The following is a 17,287-nucleotide window of genomic DNA, read 5'->3' as shown; positions in this document are numbered from 1 at the left end:
TCCGGGCCGCGAGGACGTCCAACAGCTCCCGCGTACTCTCCGCCGCCTCCGGATTGCTCGCGGGTGAAGTGCGTGGCGCTGACCTTCGACGACGGGCCGGCGGAGAGTACGCGGGAGCTGTTGGACGTCCTCGCGGCCCGGAAGGTCAAGGCGACGTTCTTCCTGGTGGGGGAGAACGTCGTGAAGCATCCGGAGCTCGTCCGGCGGGAGCATGAGGCCGGGCACGAGCTCGGCGACCACAGCTACACGCATGCGGATCTCGGCACCGCGTCCAAGAAGAAGGTCATGTCGGAGCTCACGCGGACGCAGGACGCGATCCGGCGGGCGTCGGGGGTCACGCCCGTGCTGCTCCGGCCGCCGTACGGGTCGATGTCCGAGCGGCTGACGAAGATCACGAAGGAGATGGGCCTCGCGCAGGTGCTGTGGACGGTCGACCCGCTCGACTGGGAGCACCGCGACAGCGAGTACGTCGAGAAGCGGGTGCTGAAGTCCGTGAAGCCGGGCTATGTCGTGCTCATGCATGACATCCACCCCACGACGGTGAAGGCCGTCCCGAAGATCATCGACCGGCTGGCCGCCGTGGGGTACACGTTCGTGACCGTGTCCGAGCTGTACGGCGGGAAGCTCGTCCCCGGGAAGGAGTACGGGCAGACCGGCCGCAGGATGGTCCACCGGGACGATTCAGGGGCGGCTCAGGGTCTTCCCTGATGGTCCGGCGGCGCGGCCGTGTCCCAGCATGGGAGGTATGAATAGCAGCGGGGATCTGAGGGTTTCGGACGCCGAGCGCGAACCGGTCATCCAGCGGCTTCAGGGCGCGTACGCCGAGGGACGGCTCGACGAGGACGAGTTCGACATGCGCGTCCAGCTGGCCATCACGGCCAAGACGCGCAATGAGCTGGGGGCCGTCACGCGCGACCTGGCGCCCGTGCCCGTGCCCCCGCCCGGGAAGCCGGTCAGCGAGACGGGGGAGGACCGGATGCTCGCCGCCGCGGCCCACGCAGTGGCGGTCCCGACGCTCTTCGTCGGGCCGCTCGTGCTGATGCTGGTGAGCGGCAAGCGCTCGGAGTACGTCCGGCGGCAGGCGGCGGAGGCGGTGAACTTCCAGCTGACGCTGCTGCTGCTCACGATCGTCACCTTCGGGATCGGCGGCGTCGTGTACGCGGTCGCGTGGGTGCTGTCGGCGGTCGCCGCGGTGTTCGCCCTGACCGGCCAGACGTTCCGCTACCCGTGGATCCTCCGCCTCGTGAAGTGACCCCGCCCCGCGACCGCCGGGCGCGCGTGCGGGGGCCGCGCGGCGATGCCGGCGCGGCTGGAGTGGCGTCGTGGGTTTGTCGGCATAGGCCTTCGGGGAAAGGTTGACGTGGCCGCCCTGTAGCGGTTCTGTCGCCTCCAGGAGACGAAAACGACGCCGATGTGTACGCCTGTGACCTTATTCCCTTCCCGACCTGTGACTCCTGCAACGTCCGAATTATGTGGACCATGCATGGGATGATCGATTAACTGTGTCCGGGAGGGGTAGATGACGGAGCTTGCGGTCAAGGGCGATCACCAGCGCGCGGTGGACGCGCTCAGGCGGTCCTACGCGGCGATCCCGGCGGGCACGCCGGTGCGGCTGGCGAAGCGGACCTCGAACCTGTTCCGGTGGCGCGACCCGGCGGAGGCGCCGGGCCTGGACGTGTCCGGGTTCGACCGGGTGCTGAGCGTCGACCCCGGCGAGCGCACGGCGCAGGTCCAGGGCATGACGACCTACGAGGACCTGGTCGCCGCGACGCTGCCGCACGGGCTGATGCCGACGGTCGTCCCGCAGCTGAAGACGATCACGCTGGGCGGGGCGGTGACGGGGCTCGGCATCGAGTCGACGTCGTTCCGGGAGGGCCTGCCGCACGAGGGCGTCCTGGAGATGGAGATCCTCACCGGGAACGGCGAGATCGTCACGGCGACGCGCGACAACGAGCACGCCGACCTGTTCTTCGGGTTCCCGAACTCGTACGGGACGCTCGGCTACACGCTGCGGCTGAAGATCGAGCTGCGGCCGGTCAGCCCCTACGTCCGGCTCCGCCATCTGCGGTTCACCGACGCCGCCGAGCTGGCCAAGGCGATGGGCGAGATCACCGAGTCGCGGACGTTCGAGGGCGAGTCCGTCGACTTCCTGGACGGGACGGTCTTCAGCGCCGGCGAGCAGTACATCACGCTCGGCTTCTTCGCCGACTCGGTGCCGTACACGTCCGACTACACCGGCCAGCAGATCTACTACCGGTCGATCCAGGAGCGGTCGGTCGACTTCCTGACCGTGCACGACTACATCTGGCGCTGGGACACCGACTGGTTCTGGTGCTCCGGCGCGTTCGGCGTGCAGAACCCGACCGTCCGGCGGCTGTGGCCCGACAAGTACAAGCGCTCGGACGTGTACCGCAAGCTCGTCGCCTACGACCGCCGCTACCACATCGTGGCGCGCGCGGAGCGCTGGCGCGGGCTGCGTCCCCGCGAGGACGTCATCCAGGACATCGAGGTGCCGGTCGAGCGGCTGCCCGAGTTCCTGGAGTTCTTCCACGCCAAGGTCGGCATGAGCCCCATCTGGCTGTGCCCGCTGCGCGCGAAGGAGCGGTGGCCGCTGTACCCGCTGGAGGCGGGCCGCACCTACGTGAACGCCGGCTTCTGGGGGACGGTCCGGATCCCGCCCGGCCAGATCCCCGAGCACCACAACCGGCTCATCGAACGCAGGGTCGCGGCGCTCGACGGGCACAAGTCCCTCTACTCGACGGCCTTCTACGGCCGGGACGAGTTCTGGCGCTACTACGACGGGGAGACCTACCGGCGGCTCAAGGGGACCTACGACCCCGGCGAGCGGCTGCTCGACCTCTACGACAAGTGCGTGCGCGGACGCTGACATGCGCCCGCCGTATCGGGGGAGCCCAGCGGGCCGGCCAGCGCCGGCCCGGGCGGAGAGACAGGAGGGAACAAGATGACGCTGGCCAGGGTCTTCGAGCGGCTCGCCGGGGCTGAGGCGCCAGTGGAGTTCACGGCGTACGACGGATCGCGGGCGGGGGTGCCCGGCGCCGGAATACGGTTCGACGTCCGTTCGCCGTACGCGGTGTCGTACCTGCTGCACTCGCCGGGTGCGCTGGGCCTCGCCCGCGCGTACGTGACCGGCATGATCGACGTCGACGGCGACATGATCGAGGCGCTGACGACGATGCAGCAGGTGCTGAGCGACGTGACCCCGCGGGACAAGGCGCGGATCACCGCGTCGGTCCTCGGCGACCCGCTGCTGCGCGCCGCGGTCTCCCGCCGGCTGGACCCGCCGCCGCAGGAGGCGCCGTTCAGCCGCATCCCGTCGTGGCTGCGGCACTCCAAGCGGCGGGACGCGAAGGCGATCTCGCACCACTACGACGTGTCCAACACCTTCTACGAGTGGGTGCTCGGTCCCTCCATGGCGTACACGTGCTCGTGCTACCCGCACGAGGGCGCGACGCTGGAGGAGGCGCAGTTCAACAAGCACGATCTGGTCGCCAGGAAGATCGCGCTGCGGCCGGGGATGCGGCTGCTGGACGTGGGCTGCGGCTGGGGCGGCATGGTGATGCACGCCGCGAAGGAGTACGGCGTCAAGGCGCTCGGGGTCACGCTGTCCAAGCAGCAGGCCGAGTGGGCGCAGAAGGCGATCGCCGACCGGGGCCTGTCCGACCTCGCCGAGGTCCGGCACATGGACTACCGGGACGTGACGGAGACCGGCTTCGACGCGATCAGCTCCATCGGCCTCACCGAGCACATCGGCAAGGCGAACCTCCCGTCCTACTTCGCGTTCCTGTACGGGAAGCTGCGCAAGGGCGGGCGGATGCTGAACCACACCATCACGCGTCCGGACAACATCGCCCCGTCCCGCAAGGAGAACGGGTTCATCAACCGGTACGTGTTCCCGGACGGTGAGCTGGAGGGCCCCGGCTACGTCCAGTCCCAGATGAACAACGCGGGATTCGAGATCCGCCACCAGGAGAACCTGCGCGAGCACTACGCGCGCACGCTGACCGCCTGGTCCAGGAACCTCGACGAGCACTGGGACGAGGCCGTCGCCGAGGTCGGCGAGGGCACCGCCCGCGTGTGGCGCGTCTACATGGCGGGCTGCGTGCTCGGCTTCAACCAGAACTGGATCCAGCTGCACCAGATTCTCGGCGTGAAGCTGCACGACGACGGCGTGAGCAACATGCCGCTGCGCCCCGACTGGGGTTCGTGAGCCGAAACCGCTCCCGAAGACGAGCCGACCGGACGTTCCGGCCGGCTCGTCGCCGTTAAAGGGCGGCGCACACCAAAACGGCCAACGACGGTGGCGAAGCGGTCGCCGAACGTCAAGTCGTGCAGGCCCTTGCTCTCCAGGCAGGCCGGGTCGCCGTCCGGCCTGACGGGGACGCCGTGGCCGGCGAGCGGTGCTTCCCGAACTGATCTCCCGCCGGTCAACATTCGTCCTGCTCCGATGTCGCCGCAGGTCAGCGTGGGTAGGCCGTGATCACGACCAGCGAGTGCGGGGGACGGGAGGCCATGCACATCCGGTCCCCGGTCAAGCCGATGCTGGCCACCACGGTCGATCGCATCCCGCCGCCGCAGGCGTGCCCGGGCGGCTGCCGGTACGAGCCGAAGTTCGACGGGTTCCGCGCGATCGCGCTGGTGGACGAGGCCGGCGCCGTGCAGCTGTCGTCCCGCCGGAGGGTCCGGTTCAACGACGCGTTCCCCGAGATCGTGACCGCGGTCCGCGAGCGGCTCGCGCCCGGCACGGTCGTCGACGGCGAGATCGTCCGCTGGGGACCGGACGGACGCCTGGACTTCGGTGCGCTGCAACGCCGGCACGTCGCGGGACGCCGCCGCACCGAACTCGCTCGCACCGAACCCTGCCACTACGTCGTGTTCGACGTCCTCGAAGCGGACGGCGTCGACCTGCGCCCGAAGCCGCTGCGCGAACGCCGCGTCGTCCTGGAGGCCCTGCTCGGCGACGACGAGCCCGGCGCGCGTGTGATCGGCACGCCGCAGACGTCCGACGTCGAGGAGGCGCAGCTCTGGTTCGACGCCCTCGCCGGTCAGGGCATCGAGGGCCTGGTCGTGAAGGACGCCGACGGCCCCTACCTGGAGGGACGCCGCCGCTGGTGGAAGGTGAAGCGGCGCGTCACCGCCGAGGCGGTCGTCGGCGGGGTGACCGGCACCCGGCAGGCGCCCGAGTCGCTGATCCTCGGCCGCTACGACGCCGGCGGCCGGCTCCGCGTCGTCGCGCGGACGACCCCGCTCGCGCCGTCCGCCCGCACCGGCCTGGCCGGCGTCCTGCGGCACGCCGAGCCGGACCATCCGTGGCCGCCGGAGCTGCCCGCCGGGTTCGCCGGCGGGCTCTACGGGTCGCATCCGCCGATCCGCTATGTGCGGACCGAGCCGGAGGTCGTCGTCGAGTTCAGCGGGGACGCCGCCGTGGAAGGCGGACGGTGGCGGCACGCCGTCCGCTACGTCCGCATCCGGACGGACCTGTCCCCGGCCCAGGTTCCGCCGTTCGGCGAGCCGCCCTGACCATGGACGCGGCGCCGAACCGGTGGTAAGCAGTCACTGACGGGCCGGTGCCGCCGGCCCGGAGAGCGCGGAGGCCCTCATGGACTACGACTACGTCATCGTCGGCGCCGGATCCGCGGGCTGCGCCCTGGCCGCGCGGCTGTCGGAGGACCCGTCCGTCACCGTCGCCCTCCTGGAGGCCGGCGGCCCGGACGACAAGAACGAGATCCACGTCCCGGCGGCCTTCGCCAAGCTCTTCAAGACCGAGTACGACTGGGACTTCACCACCGCGAAGCAGACCGAACTGGACGGCCGCGAACTGTACTGGCCGCGCGGCCGGATGCTCGGCGGCTCCTCCTCGCTCAACGCGATGATGTGGGTGCGCGGCCACTCCGCCGACTACGACGGCTGGGACGTGCCGGGCTGGTCGTACGCCGACGTGGAGCCGTACTTCAAGCGGGCCGAGGGCCGCGTCGGCAGCAACGAAGGTGACGTGTACGGGACGTCCGGCCCCGTCACGATCTCTGAGCAGCGCAGCCCGAACGAGACGACCCGCGCCTTCCTCGCCGCGTGCGAGGCCGCCGGCCTGACCCGGCTGCAAGAGCTGAACGGACCGTCCAACGAGGGCTACGCGCAGACCCCGGTCAGTCAGCGGCGCGGCCGCCGGTGCAGCACCGCCGACGCGTACCTGCGCCCCGCGCGCAAGCGCCCGAACCTCTCCGTCGTCACGGGCGCGCTCGTGTCGAAGGTGCTGGTCGAGGACGGCCGCGCGACCGGCGTCGAGTACGGCGGCGAGCGCGTCACCGCCCGCCGCGAGGTCGTGCTGTCGGCAGGCGCGATCGGCTCACCGCACCTGCTGATGCTCTCCGGGATCGGCGACCCCGACCACCTGCGCGGCGTCGGCGTCGAGACCGTCCTGGAACGTCCCGAGGTCGGCCGCCACCTGCAGGACCACCTGTCCGTCGGCGTCGTCCGGCACTGCCCGAAGAAGGTCACGCTCGCGGGCGCCGAGTCGCTGCCCAACATCGTCCGCTACCTGCTCGCCCGGCGCGGACCGTTCACCTCCAACGTCGGCGAGGCGGTCGTCTTCACCAGGAGCGACCCGTCGCAGCCCGCGCCCGACCTCGAACTGGTCTTCGCGCCCGCCCCGTACGTCGCGCACGGCCTCGTCCCGCCGACCGAGCACGGCGTGACGCTCGGCGTCGTCCTGCTGCGGCCCGAGTCGGCCGGACGGATCACGCTCGCGTCCGCCGACCCGTCCGCGCCGCCGTCGATCGACCCCGGCTACCTGACCGGCGAGAGCGACCTGCGCCGCCTCGTCCACGGCCTCAAGTACGCCGACGAACTCCTGACCCACGACGCCCTCAAACCCTACGTGGGCGAACCGATGGACCCCTACGTCGGCCCGGACGACGAAGAGGCGCTGGCCGACTACGTCCGAGGCCACTCCGAGACGCTCTACCACCCCACCGGCACCTGCCGCATGGGCACCGACGACGACGCCGTCGTCGACCCGGACCTCCGCGTCCGCGGCATCGACGCCCTCCGCGTCGCGGACGTCTCCGTCCTCCCGGAGATCACCCGAGGCCACACCAACGCCCCCGCCATCATGATCGGCGAACGCGCCGCCGACCTCCTCCGGGAAGCCCGCGGTACGGGGTGAACCTCGGCCACGGTCACGGGTAGGGCGGCCGGAGGTCGTCCGACCCGCCGACGCAGGCGACCGCAGCGACCGCATCAGCGGCGTGAGGATCGCCTGCGTCGTATCGGGGGTTCCAGGGGGTCGCCCCCATGGATCAACGCAGCCAGCTGAGGATGTGGGTGTTCACATCGGCGGGGTTGTCGAGTTGGAGGAAGTGGCCGGCGTCTGCGACCAGTTCGGCGCGTGAGCCCGGCGGGAGGGCGGCGCGGACGGCGTCCATTTCTACGACGTCGGCGCCCAGGCAGCCGTCTTCGGCGCCGTGCAGGTAGAGGACGGGTAGCTTGCCGACGGCGGAAGCCGCCTCCTGCTCGGCGGCGTAGCGGGCGATGAGCTTGGACGGGTCGAGCATGGCGCGGTAGTAGCCGATCGCCGCCTCGACGTTGGCGGGCGTGGCGAGGCGGTCCATGACGTGGTCGACGTCCACAGTGTGGTCGCGGCCGTCCGACGGTGACCAGTCGCGCCACAGGCCCTCGACGAAGGCGCGGTTCAGCGCCATCTCGGCCAGCGGCGTCTGGAAGACGAAGATGTAGAACGAGCGCTTGAGCTGCTCGTAGTCGAAGAACGCGGTGCCCATCACCGACATCGGCGGGACGGACATGGCGACGACCTTCCGCCACCGGTCGGGGGCGACGTTCGCGGCGCCGTAGGTGGTGAAGGCGCCCCAGTCGTGGCCGACGATGACGGCGTCCGAGCCACCGCCGAGGGCCTCGTGCAGGGCGACGGCGTCGGCGGCCAGGGCGCCGGTCTGGAAGGCGCCGTCCTCGGGGACGGACGTGGGGGCGTAGCCGCGCATGAACGGGGCGACGGGGCGGTATCCGGCGGCGGCGAGTTCGGGCATGAGGTGCCGCCAGGTGTGCGGCGAGTCGGGGAAGCCGTGCAGGAGCAGCGCCAGGGGGCCGTCCGCGGGGCCCGCCGTGAGGTATCCGAAGTCGAGCCCGTTCGCCGTGACCGATCCGGTCGTGATGTCGCTCATGTCCGCCTCCTCGGTTCGCGGCGCACGCTACCGGGCGGCCCGGCGGGCCGGACGGCCGGGGCGAGCAACCTTCGGATATCGGTGTATGACTAGCTATTTACAGCGGATTCCGTGCTCACTTAGCATCATGACGACTGGATCGATCGCATTGAGGGAACGTGATGACGGAGCCGGACGTGACCAGCCAGCAGCACGACGCGATGCAGAGGGCGGCGCGCGACCACCTGTGGATGCACTTCGCGCGCCACTCGGGATCCCAGGGCGGCGGCGAGATTCCCATGATCGTCCGGGGGGACGGTCCCTACGTGTACGACTCGGCCGGCCGCCGCTATCTGGACGGGCTGTCCGGGCTGTTCACCGTCCAGGCCGGGCACGGGCGCGAGGAGCTGGCGCAGGCGGCCGCCAAGCAGGCCGCCGAGCTGGCCTACTTCCCGATCTGGTCGTACGCGCACCCGAAGGCGGTGGAGCTGGCCGAGCGGCTCGCCGGCCTCGCGCCGGCCGGTCTGAACCGCGTCTTCTTCACGACCGGCGGCGGTGACGCCGTCGAGAGCGCGTGGAAGCTCGCCAAGCAGTACTTCAAGATGACCGGGAAGCCGACCAAGCACAAGGTGATCAGCCGTGCGGTCGCCTACCACGGCACCCCGCACGGCGCGCTGTCGCTGACCGGGCTGCCCGACCTGAAGGCCCCGTACGAGCCGCTGGTGCCGAGCGCGTTCCGGGTGCCGAACACCAACATCTACCGGGCGACCGAGCACGGCGACGATCCCGAGGCGTTCGGCCGGTGGGCCGCCGATCGGATCGAGGAGGTCATCGAGTTCGAGGGCCCCGACACCGTCGCCGCCGTGTTCCTGGAGCCGGTGCAGAACGCGGGCGGGTGCTTCCCGCCGCCGCCGGGCTACTTCGAGCGCGTCCGGGAGATCTGCGACCGGCACGACGTCCTGCTGGTGTCGGACGAGGTGATCTGCGCGTTCGGACGCCTCGGCACGATGTTCGGCGCGCAGCGGTTCGGCTACACGCCCGACATCATCACCTTCGCCAAGGGCGTGACCTCCGGGTATGCGCCGCTCGGCGGCATGCTCGTCACCGACCGCCTCTTCGAGCCGTTCAAGCACGGGACGGAGATGTTCGCGCACGGCTACACGTTCGGCGGGCACCCGGTGGCGGCGGCCGTGGCCTTGGCGAACCTCGACCTGTTCGAGCGCGAGGACCTGAACGGCCACGTCATGCGCAACCGTGACGCGTTCCGCGGCACCCTGGAGCGCCTCCTCGACCTGCCGATCGTCGGGGACGTCCGCGGCGACGGCTTCTTCTACGGCATCGAACTGGTGAAGGACAGGGACACCCGCGAGACGTTCGACGACGACGAGTGCGAGCGGCTGCTGCGTGGCTACCTCGACAAGGCGCTCTACGAGGCGGGCCTGTACTGCCGCGCCGACGACCGCGGCGATCCCGTCGTCCAGCTGGCGCCGCCGCTGGTGTGCGACCAGGGGCATTTCGACGACATCGAGCAGATCCTGCGTTCCGTCCTGACGGAGGCGTGGGCGCGGATGTGACCGGGATGCCGGGTCCGGGGGCGTCCCGGGCCCGGCGCCGTTAATGTGAGGCGGGTCACCGCCCCGATCAGTGTGCGCTTGCCGCTTTACTTTGAGAGGCTGCCTGTAAACCGAATCGGGTTCGGAATGTGAACTTAGGTGGTGGGCGCGTGCTCAAGGTCGAGGACATCAACCTGACGGACTGGGAGTTCTGGCGGCGGCCGCACGAGTACCGGCACGAGGCGTTCAAGGCGCTGCGCTGGCACTCGGAGCTGGTCCACTTCGAGGAGCCCGACATCATCATCGCGCCGCGGGGGCCCGGCTACTACGCGCTGACCCGGCACGCCGACATCATCGAGGCGTCCCGCCGCCCGCAGGACTTCTGCTCCGGCAAGGGCGCGATCAGCATCCCGGACATGCCCGGCGACATGCACGAGTACTTCGGCTCCATGATCAGCATGGACGACCCCCGGCACGCCAAGATCCGGCGGATCGTGTCCCGCGCGTTCTCGCCGCGCATGATCCAGCGGTTCGAGGACCAGGTCGAGGCCGTCGCCGGGCAGATCGTGGAGAACGTGGCGGCCGGCGGCGGCACCGGCGACTTCGTCGCGGACGTCGCCGCGCGGCTCCCGCTGCGGATCATCTGCGACATGATGGGCATCGGCGAGGAGCACTACCAGACCGTCCTGGACGCCACCAACGTCATCCTCGCCGGCAACGACCCCGAGTTCCTCCCGTCCGACAACGCCGAGGACATGGCCATGGCGCTGCTCGGCGCCGGCGAGACGCTCAAGGGCATCGTCGAGGACCTCGGCCGGCAGCGCCGCAAGGACCCCACCGACGACCTGACGTCCGCGCTGGTGAACGCGAACGTCGACGGCGAGTCGCTCAGCGACCAGGAACTCGGCTCGTTCTTCATCCTGCTGGTCGTCGCCGGCAACGAGACCACCCGCAACGCCATCGCGCACGGCCTCGACCTGTTCACCCGCAACCCCGACCAGCGGGCACTGCTCACCGCGGACTTCGACGGACGCATCGCGGGCGCCATCGAGGAGATCGTCCGGTACGTGTCGCCGGTCATCTGGATGCGCCGCACCGCGACCCGCGACACCACGCTCAACGAGCACGAGATCAAGGAGGGCGACAAGCTCGTCCTCTACTACTGGTCGGCCAACCGCGACGAGTCCGTCTTCACCGACGCGGACAAGTTCGACATCCTGCGCGACCCGAACCCGCACGTCGGGTTCGGCGGGCCCGGGCCGCACTTCTGCCTCGGCGCTCACCTGGCCAGGCGCGAGATCACCGTGATGTTCCGCGAGCTGCTGCGCCGGACGCCGAACATCCGGGCCTCCGCCGAGCCCGACCGGCTGGAGTCCAACTTCATCAACGGCATCAAGCGCCTGCCGTACACGTTCTAGCCCGCAGGTCCTACCAGGGGAGAACGCCGTCCTCGGCGAGGAACGCGCCCGTCGGGCCGTCGTCGCCGAGCACGGCCACTCCAGCGATCACGGACGCCCCCTGCACCGGTGTCCGGTGCCCGGCGAACTCGTTCAGATCCGTCGCGCAGTAGCCGGGCGTGGCGGCGTTCACCGTGATCGAGGTGCCGGCCAGTTCCTTGGCGTAGGCGACGGTGACGGCGTTCAGCGCCGACTTGGACGCGTTGTACGGCAGCAGGTTGACGCCGTGGACGTGGCTGGACGGGTCGCTGTGCATGGTCAGCGAGCCGAGTTCGCTGGAAACATTGACGATCCGCCCGGCGGGGGAGCGGCGCAGCAGCGGCAGCATCGCGTTGGTGACCGCGACGACGCCGAACACGTTGGTCTCGAACGCGGTCCGGACGAGGTCCGGCGCCGTCTCGCTCGGCGGGTAGCCGGTGGCGCCGGTCGTCGTGATCCCGGCGTTGTTGACCAGGATGTCGAGCTGGCCGAACTCGGCGTCGATCAGCTTGGCGGCGGCCTCGACGGTATCGGCATCGGTGACGTCCAGGCGGACGAAACGGGCGTCGATCCCCTCGGCCTTCAGCGTGGCCGCCGCCTGCTCGCCGCGTTCGGCGGAACGGGCCCCGAGCAGGACGGTGATGCCGTCCCGGCCGAGGATGCGGGCCGTCTCGAAGCCGATGCCCTTGTTGGCTCCGGTGATGAGTGCGATCTGTGTCGTCATGCCGTCCAGCCTTCTCGGCGGCGCCGGCGATGAGGAGAGACCGGCCGAGGCTGGGATCGGCCGTACCACCCTCGGCCTGGCGCCGCCTCCGCCGCGTCGGACATCCTGGAGGACATGGACAGGCAGGAGATGGCGGCGTTCCTGCGTTCCCGCCGCGCCCGCATCCGGCCCGCGGACGTCGGGCTCCCGGGCGGGACGCGCCGCCGCACCCCGGGGCTGCGCCGCGAGGAGATCGCCCAGCTGGCCGGGATGTCGGTGGACTACTACATCCGGCTGGAACAGGGGCGCGGGCCCCATCCGTCCAGGCAGATCCTCGGTGCGCTGGCGCGCGCGCTGAGGCTCAGCGATGACGAGCGTGGGCACCTTTACAACCTGGCCGGGGAACGGCCGGACCCGCCGAGTGGGCCTTCACAGGACGTCCCGCCGGGCATCCTGCACCTGCTCGAACGGCTCGACGACACGCCCGCCTACGTGCTGAACGCCCGGCAGGACATCCTCGCCTGGAATCCCCTCGCCGCGGCGCTCATGACCGACTTCGCCGCGATGGCGCCCCGCGACCGCAACGTCGTCCGCTGGCTGTTCACCGGCCCCACCATCGAGCGGTACGGAACCGACGAGTACGTGACGCAGCTCGCCCGCGAACTCGTCGCCGACCTGCGGGCGTCGTCCGGCCGCTATCCGGGCGACCCCGGCATCGCCAAGCTGGTCGCCGACGTCGCCGGCCGCAGCGCGCTGTTCGCCCGGCTCTGGGACGAGGGCGAGGTCGGGATCAGGCGCGGCAGCCGCAAGCTGATGACGCATCCGGTCGTCGGCGAGCTGGAAATGCACTGCGACGTCCTGTATGTGCCCGAACGTGACCAGCGGGTCGTCCTCTACACCACCACGCCCGGCACGCCGTCCCACGAGGCGATGAAACTGCTGCGCGTCGTCGGGACCCAGGACCTCAGCACCCGCTGAGGCCCTGGCCCACGCACGTCAGCGCAGCTCGCGCTTGAGGATCTTGCCGGTGGCGGTCATCGGCAGCTCGTCCCGGAACTCCACGATCCGCGGGTACTTGTAGTTGGCGAACTGCTCCTTGCCCCACGCGACCAGCTCGTCCTCGGTCGCGGCGGCGCCCGGCTTCCGGATCACGTACGCCTTGATCTCCTCGCCGTGCGAGGGGTGCTCGACGCCCACGACCGCGGCCAGCGACACGTCCGGGTGCGTCATCAGCACCTCTTCCAGCTCCCGCGGGTACACGTTGTACCCGCCGCGGATGATCATGTCCTTGGAGCGGTCGATGATGTAGTAGTAGCCGTCCTCGTCGCGGCGGGCCACGTCGCCGGTGCGGAACCAGCCGTCCCGGATCGCGGCCTCGGTCGCCTCGGGCCGGTCGTAGTAGCCCTTCATGATGTTGTGCCCGCGGACGGCGATCTCGCCGGGCCCCTCGCCCTCGATCTCCTTCCAGTCGTCGTCGATCAGCTTCATCTCGACGCCCCAGACGGGCAGGCCGATCGAGCCGGGCTTGGTCGGACGGTCCGGGCGGTTGAACGAGGCCACCGGCGACGTCTCCGACAGGCCGTAGCCCTCCAGGACGTCCACGTCGAACTTGTTCTTGATCCCCTTGAGGACCTCCATCGGCAGCGCCGACCCGCCCGACACCGCGACCCGCAGGTTCTCCTTGATCGTCGCGATGTCCTCGGCGGACGTGTCGTCGGTCAGCAGCCCCCAGTACATCGTCGGGACGCCCGCGAAGATGTTCACCTTCTCCTTCACCATCAGCTCGACCGCCTGCTTGGCGTCGAACCGCGGCTGCAGGACGAGCGTCGCGCGGCGGTAGAGGCCCACGTTCATCACGCAGGTCTGCCCGAATATGTGGAACAGCGGCAGCGTCACCAGGGACGTGTCGTGCAGCGTCCGGTAGAAGAGCGTGTCGTCCACCATCGCGTTCGACAGCAGGTTGCTGTGCGTGAGCTCGGCGCCCTTCGGCTGGCCCGTCGTCCCGCTGGTGTAGATGATGACGGCGGTGTCGTCCGGGCCCGTCTGGACGGTGTCGAACGTGCCCGGCTGCCCGGCGAGCGCGGCCCAGAACAGCTCCGCGCCCTCGATCGGGGACTCGGTCGCCGCCGGGTTCGCGGGCAGCAGGAAGAAGTGCTCGCAGCCGTCGGCCTGCTCGAAGCCGGCGTGCCCCATCTCGCCGAGCGGAAGCTCCGGGGTGCCCTCGAAGCAGAAGAACGCCTTCGCGTCCGAGTCGCCCAGGTGGTAGGCGATCTCCCGCGGCTTGAGCAGGACGTTCAGCGGGACGACCACCGCGCCCGCCTTGAGCGCCCCGAAGTACACCATCGGGAAGTAGGGGAGGTTCGGGCTGGACAGCGCCACCTTGTCGCCCGGTCCGATGCCGCGCGCCCGCAGCAGGTTCGCGACCTGGTTCGCGACCGAGTCGATGAACGCGTAGGAGAGCCGCATGTCGCCGAACACGACGGCGTCGCGTTCGGGCGTCTCCCTGGCGGCGTCCTCCAGCAGCACGGACAGGTTGAGCATGGCACTCCTCGCGCGAAAGGTGACCGGCCGGTTAGTTACCGCCGAGTCTACGAACGGTTCCGCACATCCTGCCGTCCGGGGCCGCGGGAAAGCCACCTTTTCCTGTGCTTTGACGTGCTGTTTCGGATCACACGCCCGGTCATGGGGCAGTGCGCCGCCGCGTCAGGCGCTCAACCACCGGCGCGAGGGCTTGCGGCTGCGCTATTCTTGATGTATGTCAGCCAGGCTGCTCCTCGAACGACCACGTTGACGCACTGACGTCAGCGTGGTGGCCCCTCCTGTGCGAGGGGCCGTTTCATGTCGGCGGACGGCCCACGACCCATGAGCAGGAAGCGGAGTCTGTAAGCGTGAGCAGCGACGAGCATTACGACCCACGGGCGGTTCAGGACAAGTGGCAGGCCCGCTGGGCGGAGCTCGACCCGTTCGCGGCCGATGAGAAGGACACCGGCACCGAGCGGCGCTACGCGCTGGACATGTTCCCCTACCCCAGCGGTGACCTGCACATGGGGCACGCCGAGGCGTTCGCCATCGGCGACGTCCCCGCGCGCTACTGGCTGCAGCGCGGCTACAACGTGCTGCACCCCATCGGATGGGACTCCTTCGGCCTGCCCGCCGAGAACGCCGCCATCAAGCGCGACTCGCACCCCGCCGAATGGACGTACGCCAACATCGAGACGCAGGCGTCCTCCTTCCAGCGGTACGCGCCGTCCTTCGACTGGTCCCGCCGGCTGCACACTTCCGACCCCGAGTACTACAAGTGGACGCAGTGGCTGTTCCTGCGCTTCTACGAGCGGGGCCTGGCCTACCGCAAGGGCGGGCACGTCAACTGGTGCCCGAAGGACCAGACCGTCCTGGCCAACGAGCAGGTCGTCGGCGGGCACTGCGAGCGCTGCGGCGCGCTGGTCGAGAAGCGCGTGCTGACCCAGTGGTACTTCAAGATCACCGACTACGCGGACCGGCTGCTGGACGACATGGCGCAGCTGGAGGGCAAGTGGCCCGAGCGCGTCCTGCTGATGCAGCGCAACTGGATCGGCCGCTCCACCGGCGCCGACGTCGACTTCGCCATCGAGGGACGTGACGAGCCCGTCACCGTCTACACCACCCGCCCCGACACCCTGTACGGCGCCACGTTCATGGTCGTCGCCGCCGACGCGCCGCTGGCCGAGGAGATCTGCCACCCCGACCACCGCGCCGCGTTCGAGGCCTACCGCGAGGAGGTCTCGCGGGAGAGCGAGATCGAGCGGCTGTCCACCGAGCGCGAGAAGACCGGCGTGTTCCTGGGCCGCTACGCGGTCAACCCGGTCAACGGGGAGCGGCTGCCCGTCTGGGCCTCCGACTACGTGCTGGCCGAGTACGGGCACGGCGCGATCATGGCCGTCCCGGCGCACGACCAGCGCGACCTGGACTTCGCGCTGAAGTTCGGCCTGCCCGTCCGCGTCGTCGTCGAGACCGGGCTGCCCGACCCCGCCGAGACCGGCGTCGCCACCCCCGGCGACGGCGCCATCGTCAACTCCGGGCCGATCGACGGGCTGACCAAGGCCGACGGCATCGCCCGCATCACCGAGATCATGGAGTCGCGCGGAACCGGACGCGCGTCCGTCAACTTCCGGCTGCGCGACTGGCTGGTGTCCCGGCAGCGGTTCTGGGGCTGCCCGATCCCGATCGTCCACTGCGAGGCGTGCGGGGAGGTCCCCGTCCCGGACGAGCAGCTGCCGGTGCGGCTGCCCGAGGGCCTGCGCGGCGCCGACCTGGCGCCCAAGGGCACCTCACCGCTGGCCGCCGCGTCCGACTGGGTCAACACCGAGTGCCCCAAGTGCGGCGGCGCCGCCACCCGCGACACCGACACCATGGACACCTTCGTCGACTCGTCCTGGTACTACTTCCGCTACTGCTCGCCCGGCTACGAGCACGGCCCGTTCGACGTCGAGCAGGTCCGCCGCTGGATGCCCGTCGACCAGTACACGGGCGGCGTCGAGCACGCCATCCTGCACCTGCTGTACAGCCGGTTCTTCACCAAGGTCCTGTACGACATGGGCATGATCGAGTTCACCGAGCCGTTCACCCGGCTGCTGAACCAGGGCCAGGTCATCAACGAGGGCAAGGCCATGTCCAAGACGCTGGGCAACGGCGTCGACCTGGGCGAGCAGATCGGCGAGTTCGGCGTGGACGTCGTCCGGCTGGCGATCCTCTTCTCCGGCCCGCCCGAGGACGACATCGACTGGGCGGACGTGTCCCCGCACGGCATGTCGAAGTTCCTGTCCCGCGTCCACCGCATCGCCACCGAGGTGACCTCCGCGCCGGGCGTCACCGGCGGCGACACCGCCCTGCGCCGGGTGACGGCCCGCACCGTCGACGAGGCGACCACGCTGGTCGAGACCGAGCGGTTCAACGTCGCGATCGCGCGGATCATGGAGCTGGTGACCGCGACCCGCAAGGCCATCGACTCCGGCCCCGGCGCCGCCGATCCGGCCGTCCGCGAGGCCGCCGAGACGATCGCGGTCCTGCTGTCGCTGTTCGCCCCCTACACCGCCGACGAGGCGTGGGAGCTGCTGGGCCGCACCGCCCCGGTGATCCGCGCGGGCTGGCCCACGGCCGACCCGGCGCTGCTGGTGGAGGAGTCGGTGACCTGCGTCGTCCAGGTGGCCGGCAAGGTCCGCGACCGCCTGGAGGTCTCGCCGGCCATCGCCGACGAGGAACTGGAGCGCCGGGCGCTGGCCTCGGCCAAGATCCAGGACGCCCTGGGCGGCGCCGACATCGCCAAGATCATCGTCCGCGCCCCCAAGATCGTCAACATCGTCCCCAAGCGCTGACCCCGACCCCCGGGGCGCGGGGTCGGGGTCAGCCCCTGGGCTTGCCCTTACACACCTCCTAACCCGCCCACCG

The 17,287-nt window shown here is 70.4% G+C and carries 13 protein-coding genes; 10 read left to right on the top strand and 3 right to left on the bottom strand.

Annotation, left to right across the window (positions count from 1 at the left end; translation table 11 throughout):
* Positions 1-72 precede the first annotated feature (72 nt).
* From HUX53_RS35195 to HUX53_RS35170, 6 genes are all read left to right on the top strand, one after another.
* Positions 73-708, top strand: coding sequence for a polysaccharide deacetylase family protein (locus tag HUX53_RS35195; protein WP_309237582.1), 636 nt, complete (start codon positions 73-75; stop codon positions 706-708).
* 37 nt (positions 709-745) lie between these two features.
* Positions 746-1,252 carry a DUF1707 and DUF4870 domain-containing protein gene (locus tag HUX53_RS35190; protein ID WP_255205940.1) on the top strand — a complete coding sequence of 169 codons (507 nt, stop codon included), beginning with the start codon at positions 746-748 and terminating at the stop codon, positions 1,250-1,252.
* Positions 1,253-1,519: 267 nt separating this feature from the next.
* Positions 1,520-2,887 carry an FAD-binding oxidoreductase gene (locus HUX53_RS35185; RefSeq protein WP_176407599.1) on the top strand — a complete coding sequence of 456 codons (1,368 nt, stop codon included), beginning with the start codon at positions 1,520-1,522 and terminating at the stop codon, positions 2,885-2,887.
* A 75-nt stretch (positions 2,888-2,962) separates the two neighbouring features.
* On the top strand, positions 2,963-4,228 hold the full coding sequence (locus tag HUX53_RS35180) for a class I SAM-dependent methyltransferase (protein ID WP_176407598.1): 1,266 nt from the start codon (positions 2,963-2,965) through the stop codon (positions 4,226-4,228).
* Between the two features lie 266 nt (positions 4,229-4,494).
* Positions 4,495-5,538 carry an ATP-dependent DNA ligase gene (locus HUX53_RS35175; RefSeq protein WP_309237581.1) on the top strand — a complete coding sequence of 348 codons (1,044 nt, stop codon included), beginning with the start codon at positions 4,495-4,497 and terminating at the stop codon, positions 5,536-5,538.
* A 79-nt stretch (positions 5,539-5,617) separates the two neighbouring features.
* Positions 5,618-7,180: a GMC family oxidoreductase gene (locus HUX53_RS35170; RefSeq protein WP_176407597.1), complete on the top strand. Its 1,563-nt coding sequence runs from the start codon at positions 5,618-5,620 to the stop codon at positions 7,178-7,180.
* Between the two features lie 133 nt (positions 7,181-7,313).
* Here the strand turns inward: HUX53_RS35170 and HUX53_RS35165 are convergent, their stop codons facing one another.
* Entirely contained in the window at positions 7,314-8,192 is an 879-nt protein-coding gene (locus tag HUX53_RS35165; protein ID WP_176407596.1) for an alpha/beta fold hydrolase, read from the bottom strand.
* 161 nt (positions 8,193-8,353) lie between these two features.
* Between HUX53_RS35165 and HUX53_RS35160 the strand changes: the two genes are divergently transcribed.
* Entirely contained in the window at positions 8,354-9,745 is a 1,392-nt protein-coding gene (locus tag HUX53_RS35160) for an aspartate aminotransferase family protein (protein WP_176407595.1), read from the top strand.
* Positions 9,746-9,894: 149 nt separating this feature from the next.
* Complete coding sequence (locus HUX53_RS35155) at positions 9,895-11,142, top strand: cytochrome P450 (RefSeq protein ID WP_176407594.1); 1,248 nt, start codon at positions 9,895-9,897, stop codon at positions 11,140-11,142.
* A 10-nt stretch (positions 11,143-11,152) separates the two neighbouring features.
* Here the strand turns inward: HUX53_RS35155 and HUX53_RS35150 are convergent, their stop codons facing one another.
* Positions 11,153-11,884, bottom strand: a complete 732-nt coding sequence (locus HUX53_RS35150; protein WP_176407593.1) for an SDR family oxidoreductase — start codon at positions 11,882-11,884, stop codon at positions 11,153-11,155.
* Between the two features lie 114 nt (positions 11,885-11,998).
* Between HUX53_RS35150 and HUX53_RS35145 the strand changes: the two genes are divergently transcribed.
* Positions 11,999-12,841, top strand: a complete 843-nt coding sequence (locus tag HUX53_RS35145) for a helix-turn-helix transcriptional regulator (RefSeq protein WP_176407592.1) — start codon at positions 11,999-12,001, stop codon at positions 12,839-12,841.
* Positions 12,842-12,859: 18 nt separating this feature from the next.
* Here HUX53_RS35145 and HUX53_RS35140 read toward each other — a convergent pair whose 3' ends face one another.
* On the bottom strand, positions 12,860-14,404 hold the full coding sequence (locus HUX53_RS35140) for a long-chain fatty acid--CoA ligase (protein WP_176407591.1): 1,545 nt from the start codon (positions 14,402-14,404) through the stop codon (positions 12,860-12,862).
* A 347-nt stretch (positions 14,405-14,751) separates the two neighbouring features.
* Between HUX53_RS35140 and leuS the strand changes: the two genes are divergently transcribed.
* The gene (leuS, locus tag HUX53_RS35135; protein ID WP_176407590.1) at positions 14,752-17,214 is read left to right on the top strand and encodes a leucine--tRNA ligase; all 2,463 of its coding nucleotides are present in this window, start codon (positions 14,752-14,754) and stop codon (positions 17,212-17,214) included.
* The last annotated feature ends 73 nt before the right edge of the window (positions 17,215-17,287 follow it).

This window comes from Actinomadura sp. BRA 177 (assembly GCF_013372625.1).
Lineage (GTDB): Bacteria > Actinomycetota > Actinomycetes > Streptosporangiales > Streptosporangiaceae > Spirillospora.
Note: the sequence above shows the minus strand (reverse complement) of the source record. Positions and strands in the feature narration are given on the sequence as shown.